At 49.2% G+C, this 22,230-nt stretch carries 19 protein-coding genes and 1 pseudogene; 4 read left to right on the top strand and 16 right to left on the bottom strand.

Translation table 11 applies throughout. The features are described 5' to 3' along the window. Nucleotides 1–14 precede the first annotated feature (14 nt). From VCU37_RS04595 to VCU37_RS04545, 11 genes and pseudogenes are all read right to left on the bottom strand, one after another. Complete coding sequence (locus VCU37_RS04595) at nt 15–2,282, bottom strand: ATP-dependent helicase (protein WP_336249435.1); 2,268 nt, start codon at nt 2,280–2,282, stop codon at nt 15–17. Nucleotides 2,283–2,353: 71 nt separating this feature from the next. Then, a complete protein-coding gene (locus VCU37_RS04590; protein ID WP_336249434.1) occupies nt 2,354–3,058 on the bottom strand; it encodes a GTP pyrophosphokinase in 705 nt (234 codons plus the stop codon). Nucleotides 3,059–3,418: 360 nt separating this feature from the next. Further along, nucleotides 3,419–3,592 carry a hypothetical protein gene (locus VCU37_RS04585; RefSeq protein ID WP_336249433.1) on the bottom strand — a complete coding sequence of 58 codons (174 nt, stop codon included), beginning with the start codon at nt 3,590–3,592 and terminating at the stop codon, nt 3,419–3,421. 534 nt (nt 3,593–4,126) lie between these two features. Then, the gene (locus VCU37_RS04580; RefSeq protein ID WP_336249432.1) at nt 4,127–5,974 is read right to left on the bottom strand and encodes an RNA-directed DNA polymerase; all 1,848 of its coding nucleotides are present in this window, start codon (nt 5,972–5,974) and stop codon (nt 4,127–4,129) included. A 116-nt stretch (nt 5,975–6,090) separates the two neighbouring features. Beyond that, nucleotides 6,091–6,654: a TMEM175 family protein gene (locus tag VCU37_RS04575; RefSeq protein ID WP_336249431.1), complete on the bottom strand. Its 564-nt coding sequence runs from the start codon at nt 6,652–6,654 to the stop codon at nt 6,091–6,093. A gap of 82 nt (nt 6,655–6,736) precedes the next feature. After that, nucleotides 6,737–7,327: pseudogene (locus tag VCU37_RS04570) on the bottom strand (nitroreductase family protein); the annotation flags it as partial. Nucleotides 7,328–7,488: 161 nt separating this feature from the next. Continuing rightward, nucleotides 7,489–9,042: an ATP-dependent nuclease gene (locus tag VCU37_RS04565; RefSeq protein ID WP_336249430.1), complete on the bottom strand. Its 1,554-nt coding sequence runs from the start codon at nt 9,040–9,042 to the stop codon at nt 7,489–7,491. 320 nt (nt 9,043–9,362) lie between these two features. Continuing rightward, entirely contained in the window at nt 9,363–10,931 is a 1,569-nt protein-coding gene (gene guaA / locus VCU37_RS04560; protein WP_336249429.1) for a glutamine-hydrolyzing GMP synthase, read from the bottom strand. Next, on the bottom strand, nt 10,931–12,103 hold the full coding sequence (locus VCU37_RS04555) for a GuaB3 family IMP dehydrogenase-related protein (RefSeq protein WP_336249428.1): 1,173 nt from the start codon (nt 12,101–12,103) through the stop codon (nt 10,931–10,933). The genes guaA and VCU37_RS04555 overlap by 1 nt, the downstream gene beginning before the upstream one ends. A gap of 211 nt (nt 12,104–12,314) precedes the next feature. Further along, a complete protein-coding gene (locus tag VCU37_RS04550; RefSeq protein ID WP_336249427.1) occupies nt 12,315–12,857 on the bottom strand; it encodes an SCP2 sterol-binding domain-containing protein in 543 nt (180 codons plus the stop codon). Continuing rightward, nucleotides 12,844–14,310 (bottom strand): UDP-glucose dehydrogenase family protein, encoded by a 1,467-nt coding sequence (locus VCU37_RS04545; RefSeq protein WP_336249426.1) that lies wholly within the window; start codon nt 14,308–14,310, stop codon nt 12,844–12,846. The genes VCU37_RS04550 and VCU37_RS04545 overlap by 14 nt, the downstream gene beginning before the upstream one ends. A gap of 209 nt (nt 14,311–14,519) precedes the next feature. On the opposite strand from VCU37_RS04545, the gene VCU37_RS04540 reads away from it, so the two are divergent. After that, a complete protein-coding gene (locus VCU37_RS04540) occupies nt 14,520–15,059 on the top strand; it encodes a DUF4916 domain-containing protein (RefSeq protein ID WP_336249425.1) in 540 nt (179 codons plus the stop codon). Between the two features lie 77 nt (nt 15,060–15,136). Here VCU37_RS04540 and VCU37_RS04535 read toward each other — a convergent pair whose 3' ends face one another. After that, the gene (locus tag VCU37_RS04535; protein ID WP_336249424.1) at nt 15,137–15,790 is read right to left on the bottom strand and encodes a response regulator transcription factor; all 654 of its coding nucleotides are present in this window, start codon (nt 15,788–15,790) and stop codon (nt 15,137–15,139) included. Between VCU37_RS04535 and VCU37_RS04530 the strand changes: the two genes are divergently transcribed. Continuing rightward, on the top strand, nt 15,789–16,853 hold the full coding sequence (locus tag VCU37_RS04530; protein WP_336249423.1) for a sensor histidine kinase: 1,065 nt from the start codon (nt 15,789–15,791) through the stop codon (nt 16,851–16,853). The genes VCU37_RS04535 and VCU37_RS04530 overlap by 2 nt on opposite strands. 129 nt (nt 16,854–16,982) lie before the next feature. Beyond that, on the top strand, nt 16,983–17,255 hold the full coding sequence (locus tag VCU37_RS04525) for a hypothetical protein (protein ID WP_336249422.1): 273 nt from the start codon (nt 16,983–16,985) through the stop codon (nt 17,253–17,255). A gap of 190 nt (nt 17,256–17,445) precedes the next feature. Here VCU37_RS04525 and VCU37_RS04520 read toward each other — a convergent pair whose 3' ends face one another. The 3 genes from VCU37_RS04520 to groES form a co-directional block, all read right to left on the bottom strand. Continuing rightward, nucleotides 17,446–18,315, bottom strand: coding sequence for a response regulator transcription factor (locus VCU37_RS04520; RefSeq protein WP_336249421.1), 870 nt, complete (start codon nt 18,313–18,315; stop codon nt 17,446–17,448). A gap of 156 nt (nt 18,316–18,471) precedes the next feature. Then, complete coding sequence (groL, locus tag VCU37_RS04515; protein WP_336249420.1) at nt 18,472–20,112, bottom strand: chaperonin GroEL; 1,641 nt, start codon at nt 20,110–20,112, stop codon at nt 18,472–18,474. A gap of 37 nt (nt 20,113–20,149) precedes the next feature. Next, complete coding sequence (groES, locus tag VCU37_RS04510; protein WP_336249419.1) at nt 20,150–20,446, bottom strand: co-chaperone GroES; 297 nt, start codon at nt 20,444–20,446, stop codon at nt 20,150–20,152. Between the two features lie 302 nt (nt 20,447–20,748). On the opposite strand from groES, the gene VCU37_RS04505 reads away from it, so the two are divergent. Beyond that, complete coding sequence (locus VCU37_RS04505; RefSeq protein ID WP_336249548.1) at nt 20,749–21,231, top strand: transcriptional regulator; 483 nt, start codon at nt 20,749–20,751, stop codon at nt 21,229–21,231. Between the two features lie 49 nt (nt 21,232–21,280). Here the strand turns inward: VCU37_RS04505 and VCU37_RS04500 are convergent, their stop codons facing one another. Next, nucleotides 21,281–22,228, bottom strand: a complete 948-nt coding sequence (locus tag VCU37_RS04500; protein ID WP_336249418.1) for a GNAT family N-acetyltransferase — start codon at nt 22,226–22,228, stop codon at nt 21,281–21,283. Nucleotides 22,229–22,230 lie beyond the last annotated feature (2 nt).

Genomic DNA, 22,230 nt, shown 5'->3' with positions numbered 1-22,230 from the left:
TGACGATGAGGACTTTAATTACCATATTCAGCGGCGGTGAGGTTCGCAAGCGCTAAGGAGAGGCGTTTTTTGCCTGCCTTGTCGAACTTGACGATAATTTCGTCCTGTTTACCGTCGGGCAAGTCAAGGACTACACCACGGCCAAAGTGGGCGTGGGTGACGATCTCACCAACTACAAAGGTGGGGGTTTCAGCTACCCGTTTGCGTGCGGCAGCAAGACGGTTCTTGATTTGTTTCGGTCGTCCCACGGTTGTGGATCCATCAACCAGGTTGTCGGGCACTTCTCGTAGGAATCGGCTGGGGGTGTTGAGGGTGGCGCGCCCATATAGCGTGCGCTGTTTTGCGCGGGTAAGGAACAGGCGCTGCTCTGCTCGCGTGATCGCCACATAGGCGAGGCGGCGTTCTTCTTGGAGGCCTTCGGGGGTACCCAAACTCATTTCGTGGGGGAAGATGCCTTCTTCGAGACCGGCAACAAAAACCACCGGATATTCCAAGCCCTTGGCGTTGTGAATGGTCATCAGCGTGATGCGTTCACTGGCGTCACCGAGGTGGTCTTGTTCGCCTAAAAGGCTGACCCGTTCGAGGTAGGCGGCAAGGCCGTTTGTGTCGTCGTCGATATCGATGTCGTGGGTGGCAAAATCTTCTGCCCCTTGGACGAGTTCGTTCAGGTTTTCGAGTTTGGCGAGTGCTTCGGGGGTGTCTTGTTCCACATAGAACTCTCGGATACCACTGATGGTGATGACCTCATTAACGAGGGACGCTAATTCCAGGTCTGGCTGGCCAAGCAGGGTTTGAAGGTCGTCAATGGTAGAAAGAAAGGCCTTGACGGCAGCCACGGCCCGTGCGCCCAGCCCATTCACCTGGTCAACGTGCCGGCAGGCCTCTAAAAGGGGCATCTGGTGTTGGGCGGCGTAATTGGCAAGGAGTTCAACCGTTTTGTCACCAATGCCACGCCGCGGGGTGTTGATTACTCGTTCAACTGCCACGTCGTTGGCGGGGTTCACGATCAGCGTGAGGTAGGCCACCGTGTCTTTCACTTCGGCACGGTCATAAAAGCGTGTGGCGCCAAGGATTTGATAGGCCTGGCCGTCACCGAGCAAGGCTTCTTCAAGGGATCGGCTTTGGGCGTTGGTCCGGTAGAGCACCACGCAGTCAGCGCGTTTGTAATTGCCGGTGCTGGTGAGTTGGTTGACCTGGTCAACGATGTAGCGTGCTTCTCCCCCATCATCTTCGGCGTGATGAACGACGATCTTTGCGCCGTCACCGACGTCGGTCCATAAGTTCTTTTCAAGCCGGTCTTTGTTATTGGAAATAACTGCGTTGGCAGCGTCAAGGATGCGTTGGGTTGAGCGGTAATTCCGGTCTAACACAATGGTGGTGACTGACGGAAAATCCTTTTCGAAGTTCAACATGTTTCGGATGTCAGCCCCACGGAACCCATAGATGGACTGGTCCGTATCGCCCACCACGCATACGTTGCCGTCTGGGGCGCCGAGGAGTTTAATCAGTTCGTATTGGGCAAGGTTGGTGTCTTGCCATTCGTCTACCAAGATGTGCTGGAACTGTTCGCGGTAGTAGTCACGAACATCGTCGAAAAGTTCAAAAATGTTGACGGTTTTATAGAGCAAATCGTCAAAGTCCATGGCGTTGGCTAACACCATGCGTTCTTCATAGGTGCGGTAGACGTCTGCAGCTATTTTTTCTTGCAGGCTCTGGGCTTGTTCACCATAGGTTTCGTAGTCAATGAGCTCGTTTTTGGCTGCGCTAATCATCTGCGCCAACATGCGCGGGGTTTGACGTTTGGTGTCTACTTGGTTGGCTTCGGCGCACCGTTTAATCATCTGACGGGTGTCGCCCGTGTCATGAATCGTGAACTGTTTGTTGTATCCCAGCCGGTGTGCTTCTTTTCGCAAGATACGGGCACAGGCAGCGTGGAAGGTTTGGACCCACATCCCGCCCCAGCGTTGGGTTTGGATCACACCTGCGGTGTCACGGGTGATACCAACCAGATTGTCACCAACCAGGCGGCCCACCCGGTCTTTCATTTCTTGGGCGGCTTTGTTGGTAAACGTGATGGCCAAGATGGATTGCGGGTGGGCCCCGTCAGCAATGAGGCGGGCGATGCGGTGGGTGAGCACCCGTGTTTTGCCTGATCCGGCACCGGCCACCACCATGAGTGGCCCTAATCCGAATAGGACGGCCTGACGCTGAGCCTCATTCAGCGTGTCTATTTGGTCGTTCAGATCAGGGAGCGATGTGTCGGGTTCGGTGTGGTCGGGCATGCTCAGAGCCTAGCGCAAATCGAACCTGCGTTCGAGTATCTGAAAGCAGTGGCCAGGTTTGTTCTACCGCATTAGATGGAGGGGGCGGTTCGCTCAATGGTCGCTTTACGCAACGTGTCCATGCGCTTGTCAAGGGTGGCGGAGAGTTCCGCACATTCTTTGAGCTCATTTGCCATTTCTTCGGTGAATTCGATGTCTTTCTTGTACCGAATCTGGTGTTCAAGGCTGGCCCAAAAGTTCATCGCAATGGTGCGCATCTGAATCTCAACCTTCATCAGGTGCTTTTCGGCAGCCAAAAAGACGGGCACTTTCACGATGAGGTGCAAACTGCGGTATCCGTTGGGCTTGGGGTTTTTGACGTAATCCTTCTCTTCGATCAGGTAGATATCGTCCTGTTTTAAGAGGGCGTTCCGCAGGTGGTAAATATCCTCTGGAAAGGTGCAGACCACCCGAACCCCAGCGATGTCGTGCAGGTTCTCTTCAATCGATTCAAAAGTTTGGGGCAGTCCACGCCGCTGGATTTTCTCAACGATACTGTCAAAGGTTTTAAGTCGAGAATGAATGCTGTTGATCGGATTGCGGTCGTGATCGAGAGAAAACTCTGTGTTGAGCACGTTGAACTTCGTCTCGATTTCATAGATAGCGCATTGGTAGCGCGACAACATACGCTCAACCGTTTTGGTGCGATCACGAACCCACTCAGTGGCCTGTTCATCGAACATGAACTCTTTGAATAGTTGTTCAACACGCTCGTTAATCGCGGTCTCGTCTTTCATTGTCTTTCCTTAACGGGCTGCTCCAACTGGCCGCCAGGCGCTATCAACTGTACCCCACTGGGTGAGGGCAGGAGAGCGATTTCATCTCAGTGAATTGTTCCCAGTGTTGATGGCTGGGGTGTGCGGGCTCGTGTGGGAAATGTCGGCCTAGTCGAATATGAACAGGTCGTACACGCTGACTCCGAGGACGTTTGCGATGTCAATGGGCAGGTTGAGCATCCTTTACTAGTTCAAGTTTTCTTGATGGGTTGATCTCATACCGTCTCACGAGAACGCATACATCTGGAGCAAGTCATGTGATTGGCGCTGGCTGGGCTTTGAGTACGTTCGGTTTCTGGAATGGAGAGGTCAGGGGTTTACTCAGTGTTTAGTTGCAGCACCCGTCTCTTTGGGTGTTGATTTTGTACTCGAATAGATGAACGCAACCCCAACTGCCAAGAATAAGAGCGTCGCGAGTGGTTCTTGGTAATAAACAGCAAACAGAATGGCTAAGACAATCCAGGTACCGCCAATAACCATTTTTCGAGAATCCATATAATTCGCTCCCTTGGCCCACTGTTTGCTGGTTAGCAATACGGTACTTGGTAAAACTGACGCTTGCGGAAGGGGACTCCAGGCGGGTGGATGCTGGCCGCTATTTCAGCCCTGAAATACCATCTTTAGAGAAGTCAGCCATGGCTTATAAATATTTGGATACAAGAAGAGCGACCACATTGTGATCGCTCTCAGCTACCTCAGTGTTGAGGAAACTTACTTGCCGTCGAGGGCATCCTTTGCCTTCTGGGCTACCTCGCTGACGGCGTCAGATACGTCGCTGGCTACTTCCTTGGCCTTGCCCATGGCCTGGTCTAAGAAACCTTTGTCTTCCATGATTAACTCCTATCGCTAGCTTTACGCCTAGTACCTAGGCCTTCCCTAACCCTAGCAGGACCTATGTCCAATTCCTGCTGTCCACATGTCCTGACATGCGGCAAAACCCCTGGTATGGCAGTGAGATCTACATAACCTAACCAGAGATAATAAAGATCTTGCCAGTGGAGATTCCTTCTATGTATAGCTAAAGTTATTTTACGAGCCCTCATTATTCAGATATTTATATACAGAATTTATACTCATATTATACCCATAGTAATTGTATCCATCATTCAAATATATAATAAAAATCGGAAACCACCACTTAGAAAACATAATACTATTCTTCCATTGGCCCTCGGTACAATCCTCTATTGAATCAACATACCTATCTTTTATATAATTAAATATTTTTCTGTTCTTTTCTCTACCTGATTCTACCATAATAGCTGCTAAAATTGGATTAATTTCGAGATCAACAAAATATTTTCCCAATTCACTAAAATTAAACCGAGGATCTACTTCTCTTAGAACATAATAATGCCATAGCTGAATTAATGTATCATGAAAATATTTATTAATATAGCTTACTTTAGACTTTAAGACTTGAGCGATATATCTATTCAATTCTAGCGCAATATCATTCCCACTATCGAATGCATTTAGTATATATTTTGAAGTAGATAGAATTAGCCTATAGCACCTAGTACCCAAAACAGGTTCACTACATAGCAATTGAAGTAAATACAGAATAAAATGATTTATAACAGGATCAAATGCTTCCCCAACTGTTCCGGAATCAAAAAACACTAGCCTACCATCATTAATAGCAGATTCGATTGAACTTATTATACTTTTTACTGTAGGTATTTCATCACTGTCTAGATAAGCTCCAATTTGTCTCTTAATGCTAAATAACATATCCTTATCCAAAAGACACCCCTCACTACTTCCTTTTTCCAGGAATGTAAATCTATTTTTTAAATCTATAAAATCAACTCGATTAAAATCACGCACACTTTCTACTTTTTCCGTCTTATTAGCATTTATTCGTAAGCGATATTTATTCAAAATTCTTTCTACTGCAGGTATTAGAGATTGAATTTTCTCAATTGAATCTGAAAAAAAGGTCAAATCGTCTACATAACGAATATAGGTTATTTCCTCAGAGAGATAAGATGGCTCTTGAATATCTTCAATATCCAATTCGCTAATTAATTTATCAATATAATAATCTATAACTACCATTAGCAATTCGGCAGAAAGCGTAGATGAAAACACGCCCGACGCTATTCCCTTTGTTTGGTTATTATTTATCTTCATATTATAATAATCTAGAAATTTGAAATATTGATCACAACCATTAAATTCTTTATATGGATATACATCTTTCAATGCACTTAGATGATGTGTATATATATTAGGATAGAATGACTCTATATCTAATTTTACCTTATATAATTTCGATCCTTGCATATCTAAATATCTGTTATTATTAGCATCATGGGCAAGTTGATTTGTCCCCTTGTTATTCTTAATGGCGAAGAAACTAGTATGTATTAGATCCTCTGCAAAATAAGATCTATCCACATAAAACTCATCGGCGAATAATATATATGAATTTGAGTGCCTTACTATTCCTTTGTACTTATCATTTTCATATAGCTCACGAAACAAACTAGAATAGACATTCATTGTATTATACACAAATGCAATATAATAAAGTAGATTAGGTATTTGCATTTCTCGAAATGAACCATTCTTTTTAAACTCAAAGAATATTATAGGCTCAACGCCATCATTATAGATATAGGATGGAGAATTAATTGCCTTAAATCCTTTAATAAAATCTTCATTATCTAGGTCGTATATTCCCCAATCATTATTCTTATTTATTTTATCTATCAGAAAAGTAAGCCTATCCTTCATTTCCACTATATCTATTATAGGAGGCAGCTCAGAATACCAATAGCCATCAAATAGAAGCTGTATATTATAGTTACGAAGCTTCTCCTCTTCGCGCTCCAAGTCGTCATTTTCTTTAGATTCATCAAAATAATACATAAATCTATCCTAATAATATAACAAATCAAGCCATAAGTTTTACTATCTAGCACAGATGAGTTTAAAGTATTGACTCTAATATTCTCTATTATGTTTTGCTATTTGTCAAATACTCTTCATCCCAGCATGTCAACGGTGAGAACTCGGTAGGCCATGAGGACGAGGATGACGGTCATCATGAAGATGGCAACAATTGGTACGAATACGGCGACAGCAATGCTCGCCACGCAACCGATATAGAGGAATATGCGATCTTTCTGGCCATAGCTAGCTGTTCGTCCAGAGTCGGGATTGTCTTTCGCAATTTGCTGGTTGAGTAGTTGGTAAGCGAACGTGCCAAGTAGAACGTTCACGTCATAGACAATGGGATGAATTGAGGAGCCCAACCCTTCGCCAACCCAAGCATTTGTAAACGGGATGAGGGTTACAAAGAACAGCCATAGCGCGTTGTAGAGGTAGGTCTTTATCGTGAGGTGCTTGGCGCTCATAAAGAGGTTGTGGTGCATGAACCACATCAAAAACACCAGAATGTAGCTACTGATGTAGGCGACAAATATGGGTACTTCTGAGATAAGGCCATCCAGGCTAGTGGTGTCTGGAACCTTAAGTTCTAAGACCATGATGGTGGCAACAATTGCGATAATGCCGTCAGTTAATGTTTCTAGCCTTGCTTTGTTCATAACGCTCCATCATGTTTTTATATTGAACTATAAATAAAGCCGCTACCCGAGGCGAGATAGCGGCTGGACGCGTTATACAAAGTGTGATTTCCTTTGCGTCAAGACGTACGGTGGGGTGTGAGTCATAGTTGGCTTTACCAATCGCCACGATCAATACCGGCACATAGCGTTCGGCATCCAACCCCAGCGCTTCTGCAATCTGGTCTGTTTCAAACCCACCGATAGGGTTCGTGTCATAGCCATGCGCACGGGCCACCAGCATGAACTGCATTGCCGCAAGACTGGAATCAATCTTCACGATGTCGTTCATTACTTCACGGGGAGCTTGCTCATACCCTGGCAAGAACATCGCTAGCGTCTGCTGTTTAATCTCTTCTAGCTTCATGCCCTGCGCAACGGCCCGAGAGAAAATGTCCTCAGCATTCTCATAGCAACGCATATCACCAAACACCACGACCATTGCGGCCGACGTATCGTTTTGGCGCGTGTTAAAGCGAATGAGCGGTCGGAGAATGTCCTTGCCTTTAGGACTATCTACCACTAGGAACCGCCAGGGTTGCATATTCACCGACGATGGGGCTTTAACCGCTTCATTAATCATTTCTAGCATCTCGTCGTGCTCGATCTTTACGTTTTCATCGAATACCTTGACCGATGTGCTGTTAAATGCGATGTCTTGAAATCGTTACTTGCCTAACGCACTAAAACTCATGCATGTATCGTAAATGAAGATTTCAATATCTAATATAGTTAATAAATATTGATGTAGACTACTCACAGCTCTTGTATCGATAATAAATATAGCAGGTGTTTTAGAATTAAATGGACTATTAATCAATCACACTGTTTTTCAGTGTTCATAAATTGTTTTATAATACCAACTAGCAATCGAGTCGATATATCTAACTGTTGGGTAGAAAAATTATTATTTCTATTTTCAGGATGATGAATTATATTACGAATAATAGTAGGTAGAGTTACCTTTTGAATCTTCATTTTTCCGTTAGACTCACGAATATAGTCTAAATCTATACAATCATCCTTACAAATATCCATATACCCCTCTTTTGCATCTAAAAGTTTAACAGACTGGTCTCGTAACCAATTATCGAACTTAGTTATTGAACTATAGTTAGAATCAATTTCCGCGATATGATAATGCATATAACCGTATAATTCATTATGAAATTCAACACTCAGAACATCAAATGCAAAATAATTAATTTCCCCCCACGATGGAGAATAACTACTAAACAGATCAAGCATATCTTGCGACTTGACTTGACTTGTATTATTACCTTTAGAGAATATAGTAATCTGATGAGATTTTTTATCGTAATACTTAAGTAAATAGGGGGAATGAGTAGTTATAAATATTTGATAGCGATGAGATAATTGCATAAAAGCTTCCATCAGCCTATCTTGGGCTTTTGGATGTAGAAATGTTTCTGGTTCATCGATACAGAATATAATTGGCTTACCAATCCCATTCGTCAACTTATTAGTCTTTTTTGCATATACCTGTATTAAACTTAATGCCAAAGCCCGCTGCATCCCCGTACCTTTATCAGATACAGGTGTTTTAATACCATTGTCTGATAGTAAGATATTTCCTGTCTTTAGTAAGATATCTATTTCAGGAGGGGCAAAATCAAACTCCACCTCACCTTCACCATACTGCTCGGCTAGGATATCAGACACTTCTTTTTCTAACCCACTTAATATACCCGATAAACCTTTCTCTCCGAATGCCTCTCTATATGATTCCGTAAAACCTCGCCAAATAGGTTCATTTTGAAATTCTCTCGTAATATCATTAATCATCTTTCCAACAATCTTTGTTTTTCCAAAGTCTTGATAGTCTTCATTTTTTAAATCTGAATATACGTATTGTGGATCAAATAGAGCAGTAATAGTTTTATCTATTCCAGTTGGATTCTCATACCGCTTAATTTTTTCCTTTTCTCTCGATGATGGATTATAGACTCTAACATTCTTTATATCCAATACACCTTTTTTGCTTTTTAATTTTGTTTCTTCTGAACTTCTCATCACCCTGATACTATAGATAGGCTCTTCATCATTAGAACCTATTATCTCTGTTATATACTGTCTATATTTTGAAAGATTTAAATGATCAGAGTCTACTAAATCTTTAATATCTTTACCAGAGAATTCAATCTCAACACACACATTTTCATCTTCCTTTCCTTTCGTGATATAATCTAACTTATTTTTACCCGACTGGATGAACTCAATGGCTTTAAATATTGTTGTTTTCCCACAATTATTGTTACCTACAAAAAAATTAATACCGTCACATAATTCTAACTCATGAGAACCAGAAAAGCTCTTAAAGTTATGAAGCCATATTTTTGATATATACATATTCACTCCTAATCTATAGACCCTTATCATTCTCCAGAGTGAGGAAATCTTTAATAAAGATTATACTGGCGTCTAAAAATCATTCCATATAGTTCCACATATTTTTCAATAAAACAAAGTCGCTAGCCTTAGCCACCTGATGCTCCTTAATCGTACCGATTACCGATTCCTTTTTGTCCGTTTTAGTCTTTCCGAGATATTCATTCATAATCTATTAAGACTGACTAGCGTTTTTATATACAAAAATATAATTTGCAAGCATTTTGCAAGCACAACACTCACAAAATAGCTATTTATAAGGCTTTATCGCCTATTTTTAACTACTCCCACTCAATCGTTCCCGGCGGCTTAGAGGTGATGTCATAGGCAACACGGTTAATCCCAGCCACCTCGTTAATCACTGATGTACTGATTTTTTCTAGCACATCAAACGGGATACGGGCAAAGTCAGCGGTCATGGCATCTTCGCTGGTTACGGCGCGCACGATGACACAGTTGCCGTAGGTTCGGGCGTCGCCTTGGACGCCAACGGTGCGCACGTCGGCGGGTAGCACGGCAAAAGACTGCCAAATATCACGTTCCAACCCAGCCTCACGCAGCACTCGCAGCACGACGGCATCGGCTTCGCGCAAGAGGTCACAGCGCTCACGGGTTACTTCACCGATGATGCGCACGCCAAGGCCAGGTCCGGGGAACGGCTGTCGCCACACCATTTCTTCGGGCAGTCCAAGGGCCAACCCAACCTGGCGCACTTCATCTTTAAATAGCCAGCGCAGCGGCTCGCACAGTTCAAAGGCCATGTCATCGGGCAACCCACCCACATTGTGGTGGCTCTTGATAACCGCAGACCCACTCGCTCCACTCTCAACAACATCGGAATACAACGTGCCCTGAACCAAGAACGTTGCATCTCCGGCATGTTCACGCGCTGCCGCTTCAAAGGTACGAATGAACTGTTCACCAATAATTTTGCGTTTCTGCTCTGGCTCACTCACCCCAGCCAGCGCATTCATAAACGTGTCAACCGCATCAATGGTCACAAGGTTCACATCAAAGTGCGCCCCAAACGCCTCTTCAACCGCTTCGGCTTCACCTTTACGCAACAACCCGTGGTTCACAAACACACACGTCAACTGGTCACCAATAGCTTTGTGCACCAAAGCCGCCGCAACGGCAGAGTCCACCCCACCGCTCAGCCCACACAGCACCTTGGCGTCACCCACCTGACGGCGAATCGCATCAACAGCCGCATCAATCACATTGTCCGGAGTCCACGTGCGTTCAGCACCCGTCAACTCCACAAAGCGGCTAATCACGTCCTGCCCGTATTGGGAATGAGTCACCTCAGGATGCCACTGCACCGCATAAAGCTTGCGCTCCGGGTTTTCCATCGCCGCAACCGGACACACCGGCGTACTTCCAGTGGCGCTAAACCCTTCTGGGAGATCAACCACCGCATCGTTGTGACTCATCCACACCACCTGTTCAGAGGGCAAGCCCTCCAACAGTTCACTGGTGCCAGTCACCCGAAAATCAGTACGCCCATATTCAGGCCCATCCGTAGCCTGAACACGACCTCCTAGGGTTTGAGCCATGATCTGTTGCCCATAGCAAATCCCCAACACAGGGATACCCAGGTCAAAAATCGCTGGGTCGAGATCAGGCGCCCCTTCCACGTGCACACTCTTGGGACCACCACTCAAGATAATCCCTATCGGTTTGCGTTCGGCAACTTCATCTGCACGAATCGTGTGGGGCACAAGCTCAGACCGCACACGCGCATCACGCACGCGGCGCGCAATCACCTGGGCATATTGGGCACCAAAATCCAACACCAGAATCGTGTCGGTACCCTCACCGCTCCCGGCTAGGAGGTCGTGGCTTACCATTAGCGGTTACCCATCCCGATACCTTGGGCCTTCTGGTAGGTCTTGCCTTCACTCTGCAAGGCAGGCGCCACCATCACCTCAGCACGCTGGAACTCTTTAATCGTTTCATACCCGCACGTCGCCATTGAAGTCCGCAACGCCCCAAACAGGTTGCGCGTACCATCATTTTCCGTCGCCGGACCAGTCAAAATCTGTTCCATCGTGCCAATGGTGCCAACCTCAACACGCGCCCCACGCGGCAAATCCGGGTGGAAGGTAGCCATCCCCCAGTGCTTGCCCTGGCCAGGCGCCTCAGCCGCACGACTCAGCGGACTCCCCAACATCACCGCGTCAGCACCACAAGCAATGGCCTTTGACACGTCACCACCGGTGCGCATCCCGCCGTCAGCGATCACATGCACATAGCGGCCAGTTTCTTCGAGGTGGCGGCTCCGCGCCCCTGCCGCGTCAGCAATGGCCGTCGCCTGGGGTACCCCGATACCCAACACCCCACGGGTTGTGCAGGCATTACCCGGACCAACCCCGACCAAAATGCCGGCAGCGCCGGTACGCATCAAGTGCAGGGCCGCAGAATAGCTAGCCGTGCCACCCACAATCACCGGAATGTCGTACCGGCTAATAAAGTCAACAAGGTCAAGCGGGTCAGATGTTTTTGACACGTGCTCGGCACTGACTACCGTGCCCTGGATAACCAAAATGTCCAAGCCAGCCTCAAGGGCGTGGTGGTGCCACTTCTCAACATTCTGAGGCGTTAATGAAGCCGCGGTTGTAATACCGGCGTCCTTCATTTCCTTCACCCGAACCCCAATAAGCTCAGGCTGCACGGGTGCGGCATAAATCTCTTGCATGCGCTTGGTAGCCGATGCGTTGTCCAGTTGCGCAATCTCATCAAAAAGAGGCTGAGGATCTTCATACTTTGTCCACAGCCCTTCAAGGTTCAACACACCCAACCCGCCGAGTTTGCCCATCGCAATCGCACTAGCCGGGCTCATTGCCCCATCCATCGCGCTGCCCAAACATGGCAGGTCAAAGCGGTAGGCATCAATTTGCCAGCTAATGTCAATATCTTCGGGGTCACGGGTACGACGAGTGGGAACAATCGCAATATCGTCAAAGCCGTACGCGCGGCGGCCAGATTTACCGATGCCAATTTGGACCTGAGCAGTGGTCATGAAATCTCCTGGATTTTGGGAGGCCCGAGCAACCAGACACCGGGCCGTGTGCATGTGCATACGGCCTCCATGACCGCATTTGCCAAGAATAGCTTTCGCCGCTACCACAGGCTTGGGTCGATGTCACCTTTCACGGTTAGAAGGCACTGTTCCAACCGTTACACCCTGCGATAACCCCACAGGGTCACAACAGACTGGTCAAAGAATTGGTTTAGTTTCCGCACAGAAACATCGTGGGAACTGTTTTCACGCTGAACCCAGCGTCCAGTAGTTGTTTGGCAATCGTGCGGAGTTCTTTTAGATCCCCCGTCACGTGCACCCGCCTCGTCAAAATACTCATGCGTAAATCTGCACTGCCATTTAACAGGCGATGCCAACGGTCGTGGCTTGCCCGCACATGCCCACGCAGGTCTGCGGCGGAGTCTTGGTGTGCATCGACAGCCACCAGCCGTGCCCCGTCAACATCAACGACCACATCCCATACCCCTCCAGGGCCGGTACGGTCACGTTCCACCTCAAACCGCCACCGCCCCAACAATCGCTGGCACAACGCCACCGCCTTCGGGTTGGCATTAAAGGCACGCACCCACGCATCAATCCACTCATCAGACGCAAAACAATAAGGTGTAATCCGTCCCGTTTCCTGGCCAGACGTCCACCGAGACTGATTGGCCCCTAACGGGTCATGAAAACGAGACGACCCCCCAACGTGTTGGGCAGGTTGACCAGATTCGGTTTGGTTAGTTTCGGCCACGACGACCTACCTGATAGAAACGAAGTCCAGCGTCTTCAAATGCGGCCCCGTCCCATTGAATACGCCCATCCACAACCACCGGGGTGCGTAACCATTGGGCAATATCATCCGGATTGAGCGCCGCATATTCTGGCCATTCGGTTGCCAACAGCACCGCGTCAGCACCTTCAATTGCGGCTTGTGGGGTATCAACTAATTCCAGCTTGCCCTGCTCATTATCTTGATGAACATACGGCTCAAGAAATCCCAGGCCGGGGTTTTCAGCATCCTGATCGGATTCATCAAAGACAACCGCACCCGCAAGGGCTTGATCGTCAATCACCCCATAATCACACAGCAACGTATCGGCCTGCACCCGTGGCAAGGCCACTGGATCAGTCAAGCGAACATGGGCTCCTTGTGCCAAGAGTTGCTCAACCACATACATGGCGACCGACTCACGAATGTCATCGGTATGGGGTTTAAAGGACGCCCCTAACACCGCTATCGTCGTGCCCTTAATTGACCACAGCGCCTTGGCAAGGGTTTTAACCGGCCAGCGCTTTGCTTCTTCATTCACCCAATGGGCGCCACTTATGGTGGTTTCAGGGAGATGGTGCGATTCGTAGACCGCAGACAACCCACTCACATCCTTGGGAAAACACGACCCGCCATAGCCGATACCGGCATTAAGAAAGGCACGCCCAATGCGCGGGTCATGGCCCATGCCATCAGCCACCGTGGTGATGTCTGCCCCAACGTGCTCACAGAGGGCCGCCACCTCGTTGATAAATGAGATTTTTAACGCCAAGAACGCGTTAGATGCCTGTTTCGTAATCTCGGCAGTCACGCGGTCGGTGGCCACATAGGCACTGGGATGTACGGCAAGTTGTGGGGCATAGAGGTCTGCAAGGACCTGGTGAGTGTGCTCATCGTTGGCCCCAACCACAATGCGGTCAGGACGTAAGGTATCCGCCACCGCCTGCCCCTCACGCAAGAATTCGGGATTGGACGCAACCGTAATCAGGTCGCCCTTCCCATGGAGGGCTACAAGATCCTCAATACGATCACCCGTTCCCGGAGGCACCGTTGACTTTTCAACAATCACCACCGGCTGTGTGGCATGGGTAATCACTGTTTGAGCCGCCGCTTTGACCATGCTGAGGTCGAGGCCGTCTTCACCATTCATGGCTGGCTCAGACGGTGTACCCACACAAATCATCGCAATGTCAGCACCGGCAATCGCATCAGCGGGATCACTGGAAAACCGTAGATGACCTGCTTGCACGCCCTCTTGAAGTAAATCGGCCAGGCCAGGTTCATAAAAATGAATGTCACCAGCACCAACTTGTGCAATCACATCAGGATTCACATCGAACCCAACAACCTGATGTCCTAATGATGCCAGCGTAGCCACCGTGACGAGCCCAACGTGGCCAATGCCTAACACCACTACCGAGAGAGATCGTGTCATCGGGCCAGCATGACATAACCGGTCAATTGCTGCTGAATGAATTCTGTGTTTTTCCTACCCCAACGGCACAGGAACAGCCGTCTACCAAGCTACCCCCATGCCGTCTCCTCCCGGAGATTGGCACCACCATCTTCTGTACGTGCGTGCTGGTTTTAAGATGTTGCATTGCGTAGTATCCCTAAGGCTGGGATAACGCAGAGGAGTGAGGTATGCAAGGGAACGACATTCTTTCGAGCCAGCCTGCGTGGCTAGATGAAGCCGAATTAGCTGGTATCCGTTCAAAAATGCCGCTGATCTATGTTGAGGCTGTTCCTGTTCGTATCGACCATCTTGGTCGTGTAGAACGGGTGGGCCTCCTCCTCACCCCCCAAGCCGACGGTCGCCTTGCCCGCGCCATTGTGAGCGGTCGGGTGCTCTATGGTGAACGGGTCCGTGATGCCCTCTGGCGCCACCTCAGTAAAGACCTTGGCCCCGATTCAGACCCCCAGATTCCGGCCGACCCATCACCGTTTACCGTTGTCGAGTATTTTCCCGATGACCGTTCTGGGTTCACTGATCCACGTCAACACGCGGTCAGTCTCGTGTTCCTTGTCCCTATTAGTGGTGAAGTTGCGCCGAGTGAGTCATCACTGGCCTTTTCCTGGCTGACCGTAGAGGAAGCCTGCTCGATCACCATTGCAAGTGAGATGAGCGGTGGTCAAGACCGCATCATTCGTATGGCTATGGCCCACGCTGGTGTCCTGCCCTAAACCAGCCGCCACACACTGGCGCCGTCTCCAGCACGATTAAGTGCCACAACGCCCTTGTCCAACCCCGTGATCCAGATTTATCCGGTGAACGGGTCGACCCCTTCTCGGATAGCCGTTACCGCTAACTGAACACGGGTGGTCACACCGTATTTCTCACAGGACTTACGCACATGCTGCTTCACCGCCGAGAGTCCAAGATGGAGTTCAGACGCAATCTGCTCGTTGCTGTACCCCTTAATCACCATACGGACTACCCGTTGTTGGGTGGCGCTCAGCGTGTTGTAAATACGGGCATCCTTGTCACGGATATCCGGCAAGGACTGCTCCATTAAGGCCACCGCACCTTGGGAGTACACCCGATCACCAGACATCGCCCGGTCTAACAGGTTGCTGATTTCTTCAGGATCGGCGCCTTTCATGATGTATCCCATGACACCCGCATCAATCATTGATTTCAGGGCTTCTTGAGAGTTCAGCGTGGTCATCGCGATGATCCGAGTATCGGGGAAGCGCTGCTTGATTAAGGCCACGGCAATGGGACCGTCAATAATGGGCATCATGACATCGACGAACACAATGTCGGGCGATTGTCGGCTAATCTGATTAATAGTGTCTTCAACTGAAGTGGTTTGCGCCACGACATTGATGTCATATAGGGACAGCAGTTTTGCCATGCTCTGCATGATGAAATCATCATCGTCGAGCATGACAACGGAGATGGAACGACTCATGAATCTTGATTTCCTTGGGAAAGACACGTTCAAACGTGGGCTCTTGTTGTTACGGATTCTAACGGTTGGTTTTCTTACCTATTCAGTCCTTCTCTCGTCTCAAGTCACCCTTTCATTCCTCCACACGTTCTTCCTTAACCCGATTTTTCCGATCCCGTTTGTAATCGGTGAGACCTATGCGGCGCTCATTTTTGCGCTGCTCTTTGGGGTCCGTCGGACGTTTGTTGTAGTAGTCGTGCTGTTGCTTATGGCAACATGGGATTTGCGTGACTTGTTCCCAGATGTGGGACTTATTCACGTCATTACGTATATGCCCCAAACTAAGGTGCTTATTGCGGGCATTTTCATTTCCTTGCTCTTCAGTAACTTAAGTTCTCATTACGAACACAAACAGCACGACTTAGAGATGCGCGAGCGTAATAAACGTATTGCCATGATTAAGGGCCTCCATGACGGCGCCGCAAAGAAGATCACCCAAGCGCTGATTCACGTCCGCACAAACCCATCTCCGGACCCGGAGGTCATTAACTTCCTTGACCAGGCACTTAGTGAGCTCCGAGAAACGATGACCGCGACTGAAGGCCTCTATGACACCCGTGACGAAACCGAAGCGGAGATGCCCACTATTACCACCTGCACATTGCCGACTCTGTTGAGCGAGTATGAAACCCTCGTTCATGATCGCAACTTGCGCATTGAGTGCGTACCTGACATCGACGCCTTCCCACCGCTGCCTGAGTGCATCAGTGAGCTCATTAATAATGCGGTGAAATACGCCAATATTGGTTCAACTATCACACTTACGCTGACAGACCAAGACAAAAGCTATGGCATCCGCATTGAGAATGACAAACCCCCCTCAACGGATACGCAGATAGGGAGCCATATTGGTTTAGAGTCAACGAGCCGTGCGTTCATTCGGTTGGGCGCTCAGTTCACGACATTTGATGACGGAGATCACTTCACCGCAACCGTCACCCTCCCCAAACGCCTTACCGAGGGGCCGTCTCCTCAGCCAAAGCCACCGGTTCACCTCAATATTTTCTCGCGCCAGTCAGCCTAACGACCTGTTCATTCACGTATTAAAGGTAACGTTCGTTACCTTGTTGAACTTGTGTGCCATGATATTTCGACTTTCTATTTAAAAGGTCCTACCATTTAGTCAGGATCAATCACGACGGAAGGAACCCTGGTGCGTGAGACCGTAATCTCCCGCCAATCGGTAGCGTTCAGCACCACTGAACGTCTTCTGCCTGCTGACCCTATCTGGGTGGGTGGACTTACCTACCTGTTGTCCAAAATCGCCGGTGCGGCCATCGCCACAATGCACCAACCATCATCACCTATTGGGTCAATGGGGTCTGTCGTAGCGATGAATACCAAACCGGACGATCTTTCATCCAACGGCTATCTAGCCAACGTACTAATCAAGATGAACAACACATGTCGAAGGTGCATTGTTTGAGTGTTGATTAGAACATCATTAGTCCTTTCTTCTCCTTCTCCAACCTTCAAATCCTCTCAATTGCAGCAACGGCGACCATCTGGTCGCCGTTGTCTGTTTGGTCTATCTCTTGTCGCCATCTACATGCAGCCGTCCTCCACCGTTACTCACGGTGTTTGACACGATTCCATACCGCCGAGGGCTGATGGTGTTACCATTCTTCATCGAGGAGCAGCTCAATGGAATGGCGTTTGCGTTCTAACACGGCTTCTGGGTCTTCGTCAGGCATCTCAGATACATCAGGCGTATCAATAGCTTCAACGGTTGGCACCTGGTCATCGGTTGCAGGGCAGGCCGTATTATCTTCGTCTTCAAGGCAGCGATACCGGTGAGTTAATGGCCCGTACTGCTCATTATTGAATGGGTCAACTCCTTCACGAAGTGCCGCTACCGCAAGCTCTACACGGGTATCCACGCCATATTGTTTGCAGGCATTTCGAACCCGCTGTTTCACCCATGAGGCAGTGTTACCAACATATGCGGCGATCTCATCATTCGATAAACCCAAGATGATTAAATCAACCGCTTCTCGTTCATTCGGTTTGAGCTTGCGATAACAGTTCTGGTCGTGGTACTGAATGGGCGGCAAGGCTCGCTCTAACAGGGTCACGACATCTTGACTGTAGACATGTTCACCTTTGATAGCACGCTCTAACAGCGCGCGTATTTCTTCAGGGCTTGTCGTTGTGACGATATACCCGCTTGCACCCGCCTGAATCATCTGGCCTAAGGATTGGTGTGATACTTCACTACTCCAGGCCACCACACACGTATCGGGGTGAGCTGTTTTAATCAATGACACCGCAGCTGGCCCCGTCGTTATCGCCAGATTCATTTCTACAAACACGATATCGGGGTGGTGTGTGCGAATTCCCTGATTGGCCTCTTTGGCACTTCTCACCTGAGCCACGATGTGGATATCTTGCTCGGACAGCGTCGCACCTAAAGACGACGTTTCACTGTGGTCCTTGACAAGCATGATCACAGATATCGGGGTACGTGCATTTGGTTGTAGAAACATATCGAATACTCCTACCGAGATACCTTATCGGCATGCGCCCCGTTCACCTGAAAACAGACAATCTTCGTTGAGTTACATAACTTAGGATTCCTACGCAACATACAAATGGCGGCCCCCAAAGGGGCCGCCATTGTGCAATATCGTGCGGTGTGGAGCTTAGAAGCCCATGCCACCACCCATACCCATATCGTGATCATGGCCGCCAGCACCACCTGCCGCAGGCGGTTCAGGCTTATCGGCAATCAACGTTTCAGTGGTCAGCAACAAGCTGGCGACAGAAGATGCGTTCTGTAACGCTGAACGGGTTACCTTTGCAGGGTCAACGACACCGAACTTAATCATGTCGCCGTACTCTTCGGTCAGCGCGTTCAAACCATGGCCAACCGGCAATTCACGTACCTTTTCAACGACGACGGCGCCTTCAAGGCCGGCATTCTGTGCAATCCAGTACAGCGGAGCACTCAAGGCAGCGCGGACAATGTTCACACCAGTCTGGTAGTCACCACCCAAGTCAAGGCCATCAAGAGACTTGGAGGCCTGCAACAGGGCGGTACCGCCACCACCAACGATGCCTTCTTCAACCGCAGCGCGGGTAGCGCTCAAGGCATCTTCGATGCGGTGCTTCGTTTCCTTCATTTCAACTTCGGTAGCCGCACCAACCTTGACCACGGCAACGCCGCCGCTCAGCTTAGCAAGACGTTCTTGCAGCTTTTCACGATCCCAGTCGGAATCCGTGTTCTCGATCTCAGCCTTAATCTGCTTGACGCGGGCATCGATATCGCTCTGCTGTCCGCCACCTTCAACGATGACGGTGTTGTCCTTGGAGACGGTGACCTTGCGGGCGGTACCAAGCAGGTCCAACGTGGCGTTGTCGAGCTTCAAGCCGACCTCTTCGCTGATGACCTGGCCACCAGTCAAGATGGCGATGTCTTGCAACATGGCCTTACGACGATCACCAAAGCCAGGAGCCTTGACGGCAACGCTGGAGAAGGTGCCGCGAATCTTGTTCACGACGAGGGTGGCAAGTGCTTCGCCTTCAACGTCTTCAGCAACAATCAACAGTGGACGGCTGGCCTGCATGACCTTTTCCAGGACGGGAAGGAGGTCTTGGACGCTACCGATCTTGGAGTTGACGATCAGAATGTATGGGTTTTCCAGAACGGCTTCCATACGGTCGGTGTCAGTCACCATGTATGGGCTGATGTAACCCTTGTCAAACTGCATACCTTCAACAAGGTCGAGTTCCAAGCCAAAGGTCTGGCTCTCTTCAACAGTGATCACACCGTCCTTACCAACCTTCTCCATCGCTTCAGCGATGACTGAACCAACGCTTGGGTCATTGTTGGCAGAGATGGAAGCAACTGATGCGATTTCTTCGTGGGTTTCAATCTCGCGGGCAGCTTCACCAATGGCAGCTACAACCTGTTCAACGGCCTTTTGCATACCACGCTGAACCATCGTGGGGTTCGCGCCTGCGGCAACGTTACGCAGACCTTCTTTGACCATGGCCTGTGCAAGCACCGTTGCCGTGGTTGTACCGTCACCAGCAACGTCGTTGGTCTTGGTAGCAACTTCCTTGACGAGCTGTGCACCCATGTTTTCATAGGTGTCTTCAAGCTCAATCTCACGAGCAACGGTGACACCGTCCTTCGTGATTGTGGGGCTCCCCCACTTTTTATCAATCACAACGTTGCGACCCTTAGGGCCCAAGGTGACCTTTACCGCATCGGCAAGCTGGTTGACACCGCTCTCAAGGGCGCGACGAGCTTCTTCGTGGAACTTCAAAATTTTTGCCATGTGTGCTTCTCCTAAAACCTAGATGTAGTCGTAATAACTACTTGACAACCTTGCTCAACAAGTCACGAGCGCTGAGGATCACGTATTCTTCGCCGCCGTATTTGACCTCGGTTCCGCCGTACTTGGAGTAAATGACGACATCGCCAACCGCAACGTCCAAGGCGATGCGTTCACCGTTCTCACCCATACGACCCGGGCCGACCGCCTTTACGACACCTTCAGTGGGCTTCTCTTTTGCGCTGTCTGGGATGACCAACCCGCTTGGAAGGGTGGTTTCTGCTTCAGCGGCCTGCACCACAACGCGGTCTTCTAAGGGCTGCAAGGGAAATGACATGAGTACTCCTTTGTCTCAGTTCGGGATTAGCACCGCCATAGGGTGAGTGCTAAACAATGGGGCAACGTTAGCACTCACTACATGGGTGTGCAAGACAACCAAAAAGAATCTTAGCGTATAGGACTCATATTTAATTATTGCGACTTTAGCAATCAGGCGCTGTCCAGGTCTTTTCAGAAAAAAATAACCAGTATTCTAAGAAAGGCCGTCAGATTTAGTGAACCAGCCTAAAATTATCCCAAGCCATACCGTAATGTAGTGTTACCCTAAGTGCTGTTTACGCACAGTGACCAGAGGTTCTCATAGTGACTGAATACCAGACCAAACTCGGCTCTCGCCTTCGTGCCATTCGCCAACAGCAAGGCCTTACCTTGCAGCAGGTTGAAGAGGTTAGTGGAGGCAGGTGGAAGGCTGTTGTCGTTGGTTCATACGAACGTGGTGATCGTGCGGTAAGCGTCGCCAAGCTGGCTGAACTTAGTGATTTTTATAATGTGCCGGTTAGTGAACTCCTTCCCAAAGAGTTCACCGCCGGCGCGACTGCGAGCGGTGAAGGCCCAAGCAAAATTATGCTTGACCTGCGTCAACTGAGTCGCCCAGACTTGAACCCTGAGCTGCGCCCAGTCAGTCGCTTTGCACACACCATTCAGCTACAACGTGGCGACTTTAATGGTTCCGTACTCACCATTCGTGGTGAGGATTTACGTGCATTAAGTGTCATTTATGGCACTGACCCGTCGGAATTAATGATCCGCCTCAGTGATGAGGGTGTAATCGCTAACCTCTAATCAGGTGTGATCCGTCTAGGGTACGATCCGTCGTACTCGTTTCTTGAGGTTACATGATGGCCATGAGCTGGTGGCCAGCCTTATGCATACCTGCTTTTTCATACGCGCGAACCGCAACCGCATTGCCTTCACGAAGATGCAGGGTTATTTGCGGCACTCCCACCCGAAGTAAATCTGCGATGGCGTTGGCAACAAGCCGTGTTCCTAGCCCCCGTCCACGGTAGTCCTCATGTACGACCACACCCGAAAGCTGCGCCCCGTAGGTGAGGGAAAGGTTATGAATATCAAATTTGGCTACGGCACGCCCGCCTTCATCCATCACCCAGGTTCGCCCCTGAGCAATCGTTTCAGCTACACGAATACGCAACGTATCCATTGCACCGGCTGACAAAGGCGGACCCATCTGATCATCAACATGTAAGACGGCAGATAGATGCACAATGTCCTCAACATCTTGAGCCATGGCAACGCGATAGTTTGCATCACTCCCTGGCACCACTAATGGCGGACCCGTTGAGACCATAAAACACTGGCGGCGAGTACGAAACGCAGGTACCCACCACGACCGCCGACGCCATCGGTCCAGCGCTTCATAGGTCAATGACTCATCCCCCATCACAACACGCCAAGACGCACGATGCATGAGCTTTGCAAACCGTTCAGCACAGGATTCATGGCCAGCCATCAGCACAAGGGAATGGGGGATATAGGCCATCACACCTTCAACTTGCCCACCATCACCGATGGCTGCACTAAATTGCGTTGTTGTGCGATGGGTGGCGGCATTAGCAATAAGCTCAGCGAGCACATGCAAGCGTGGCGGGGCAGCAAGCCCGATATGTCGGAGACCGTCATCATCACGCGCCGCGCTCGCATCACCGTTTGGCTCCCAGGGAAGATCAAAGCCAGCCGGACCGGTTAACTGGCCAAAGTCGGCTCGAATCGCCTGCAATACGGCTTGACGATTGATGTCGTCTACCCCAACCACATTGATCATCA

The sequence above is a fragment of the Stomatohabitans albus genome, assembly GCF_036336025.1.
GTDB classification, from domain to species: domain Bacteria; phylum Actinomycetota; class Nitriliruptoria; order Euzebyales; family Euzebyaceae; genus Stomatohabitans; species Stomatohabitans albus.
The sequence above is the reverse complement of the archived record's forward strand: the minus strand, read 5'-3'. Positions and strand labels throughout refer to the sequence as shown.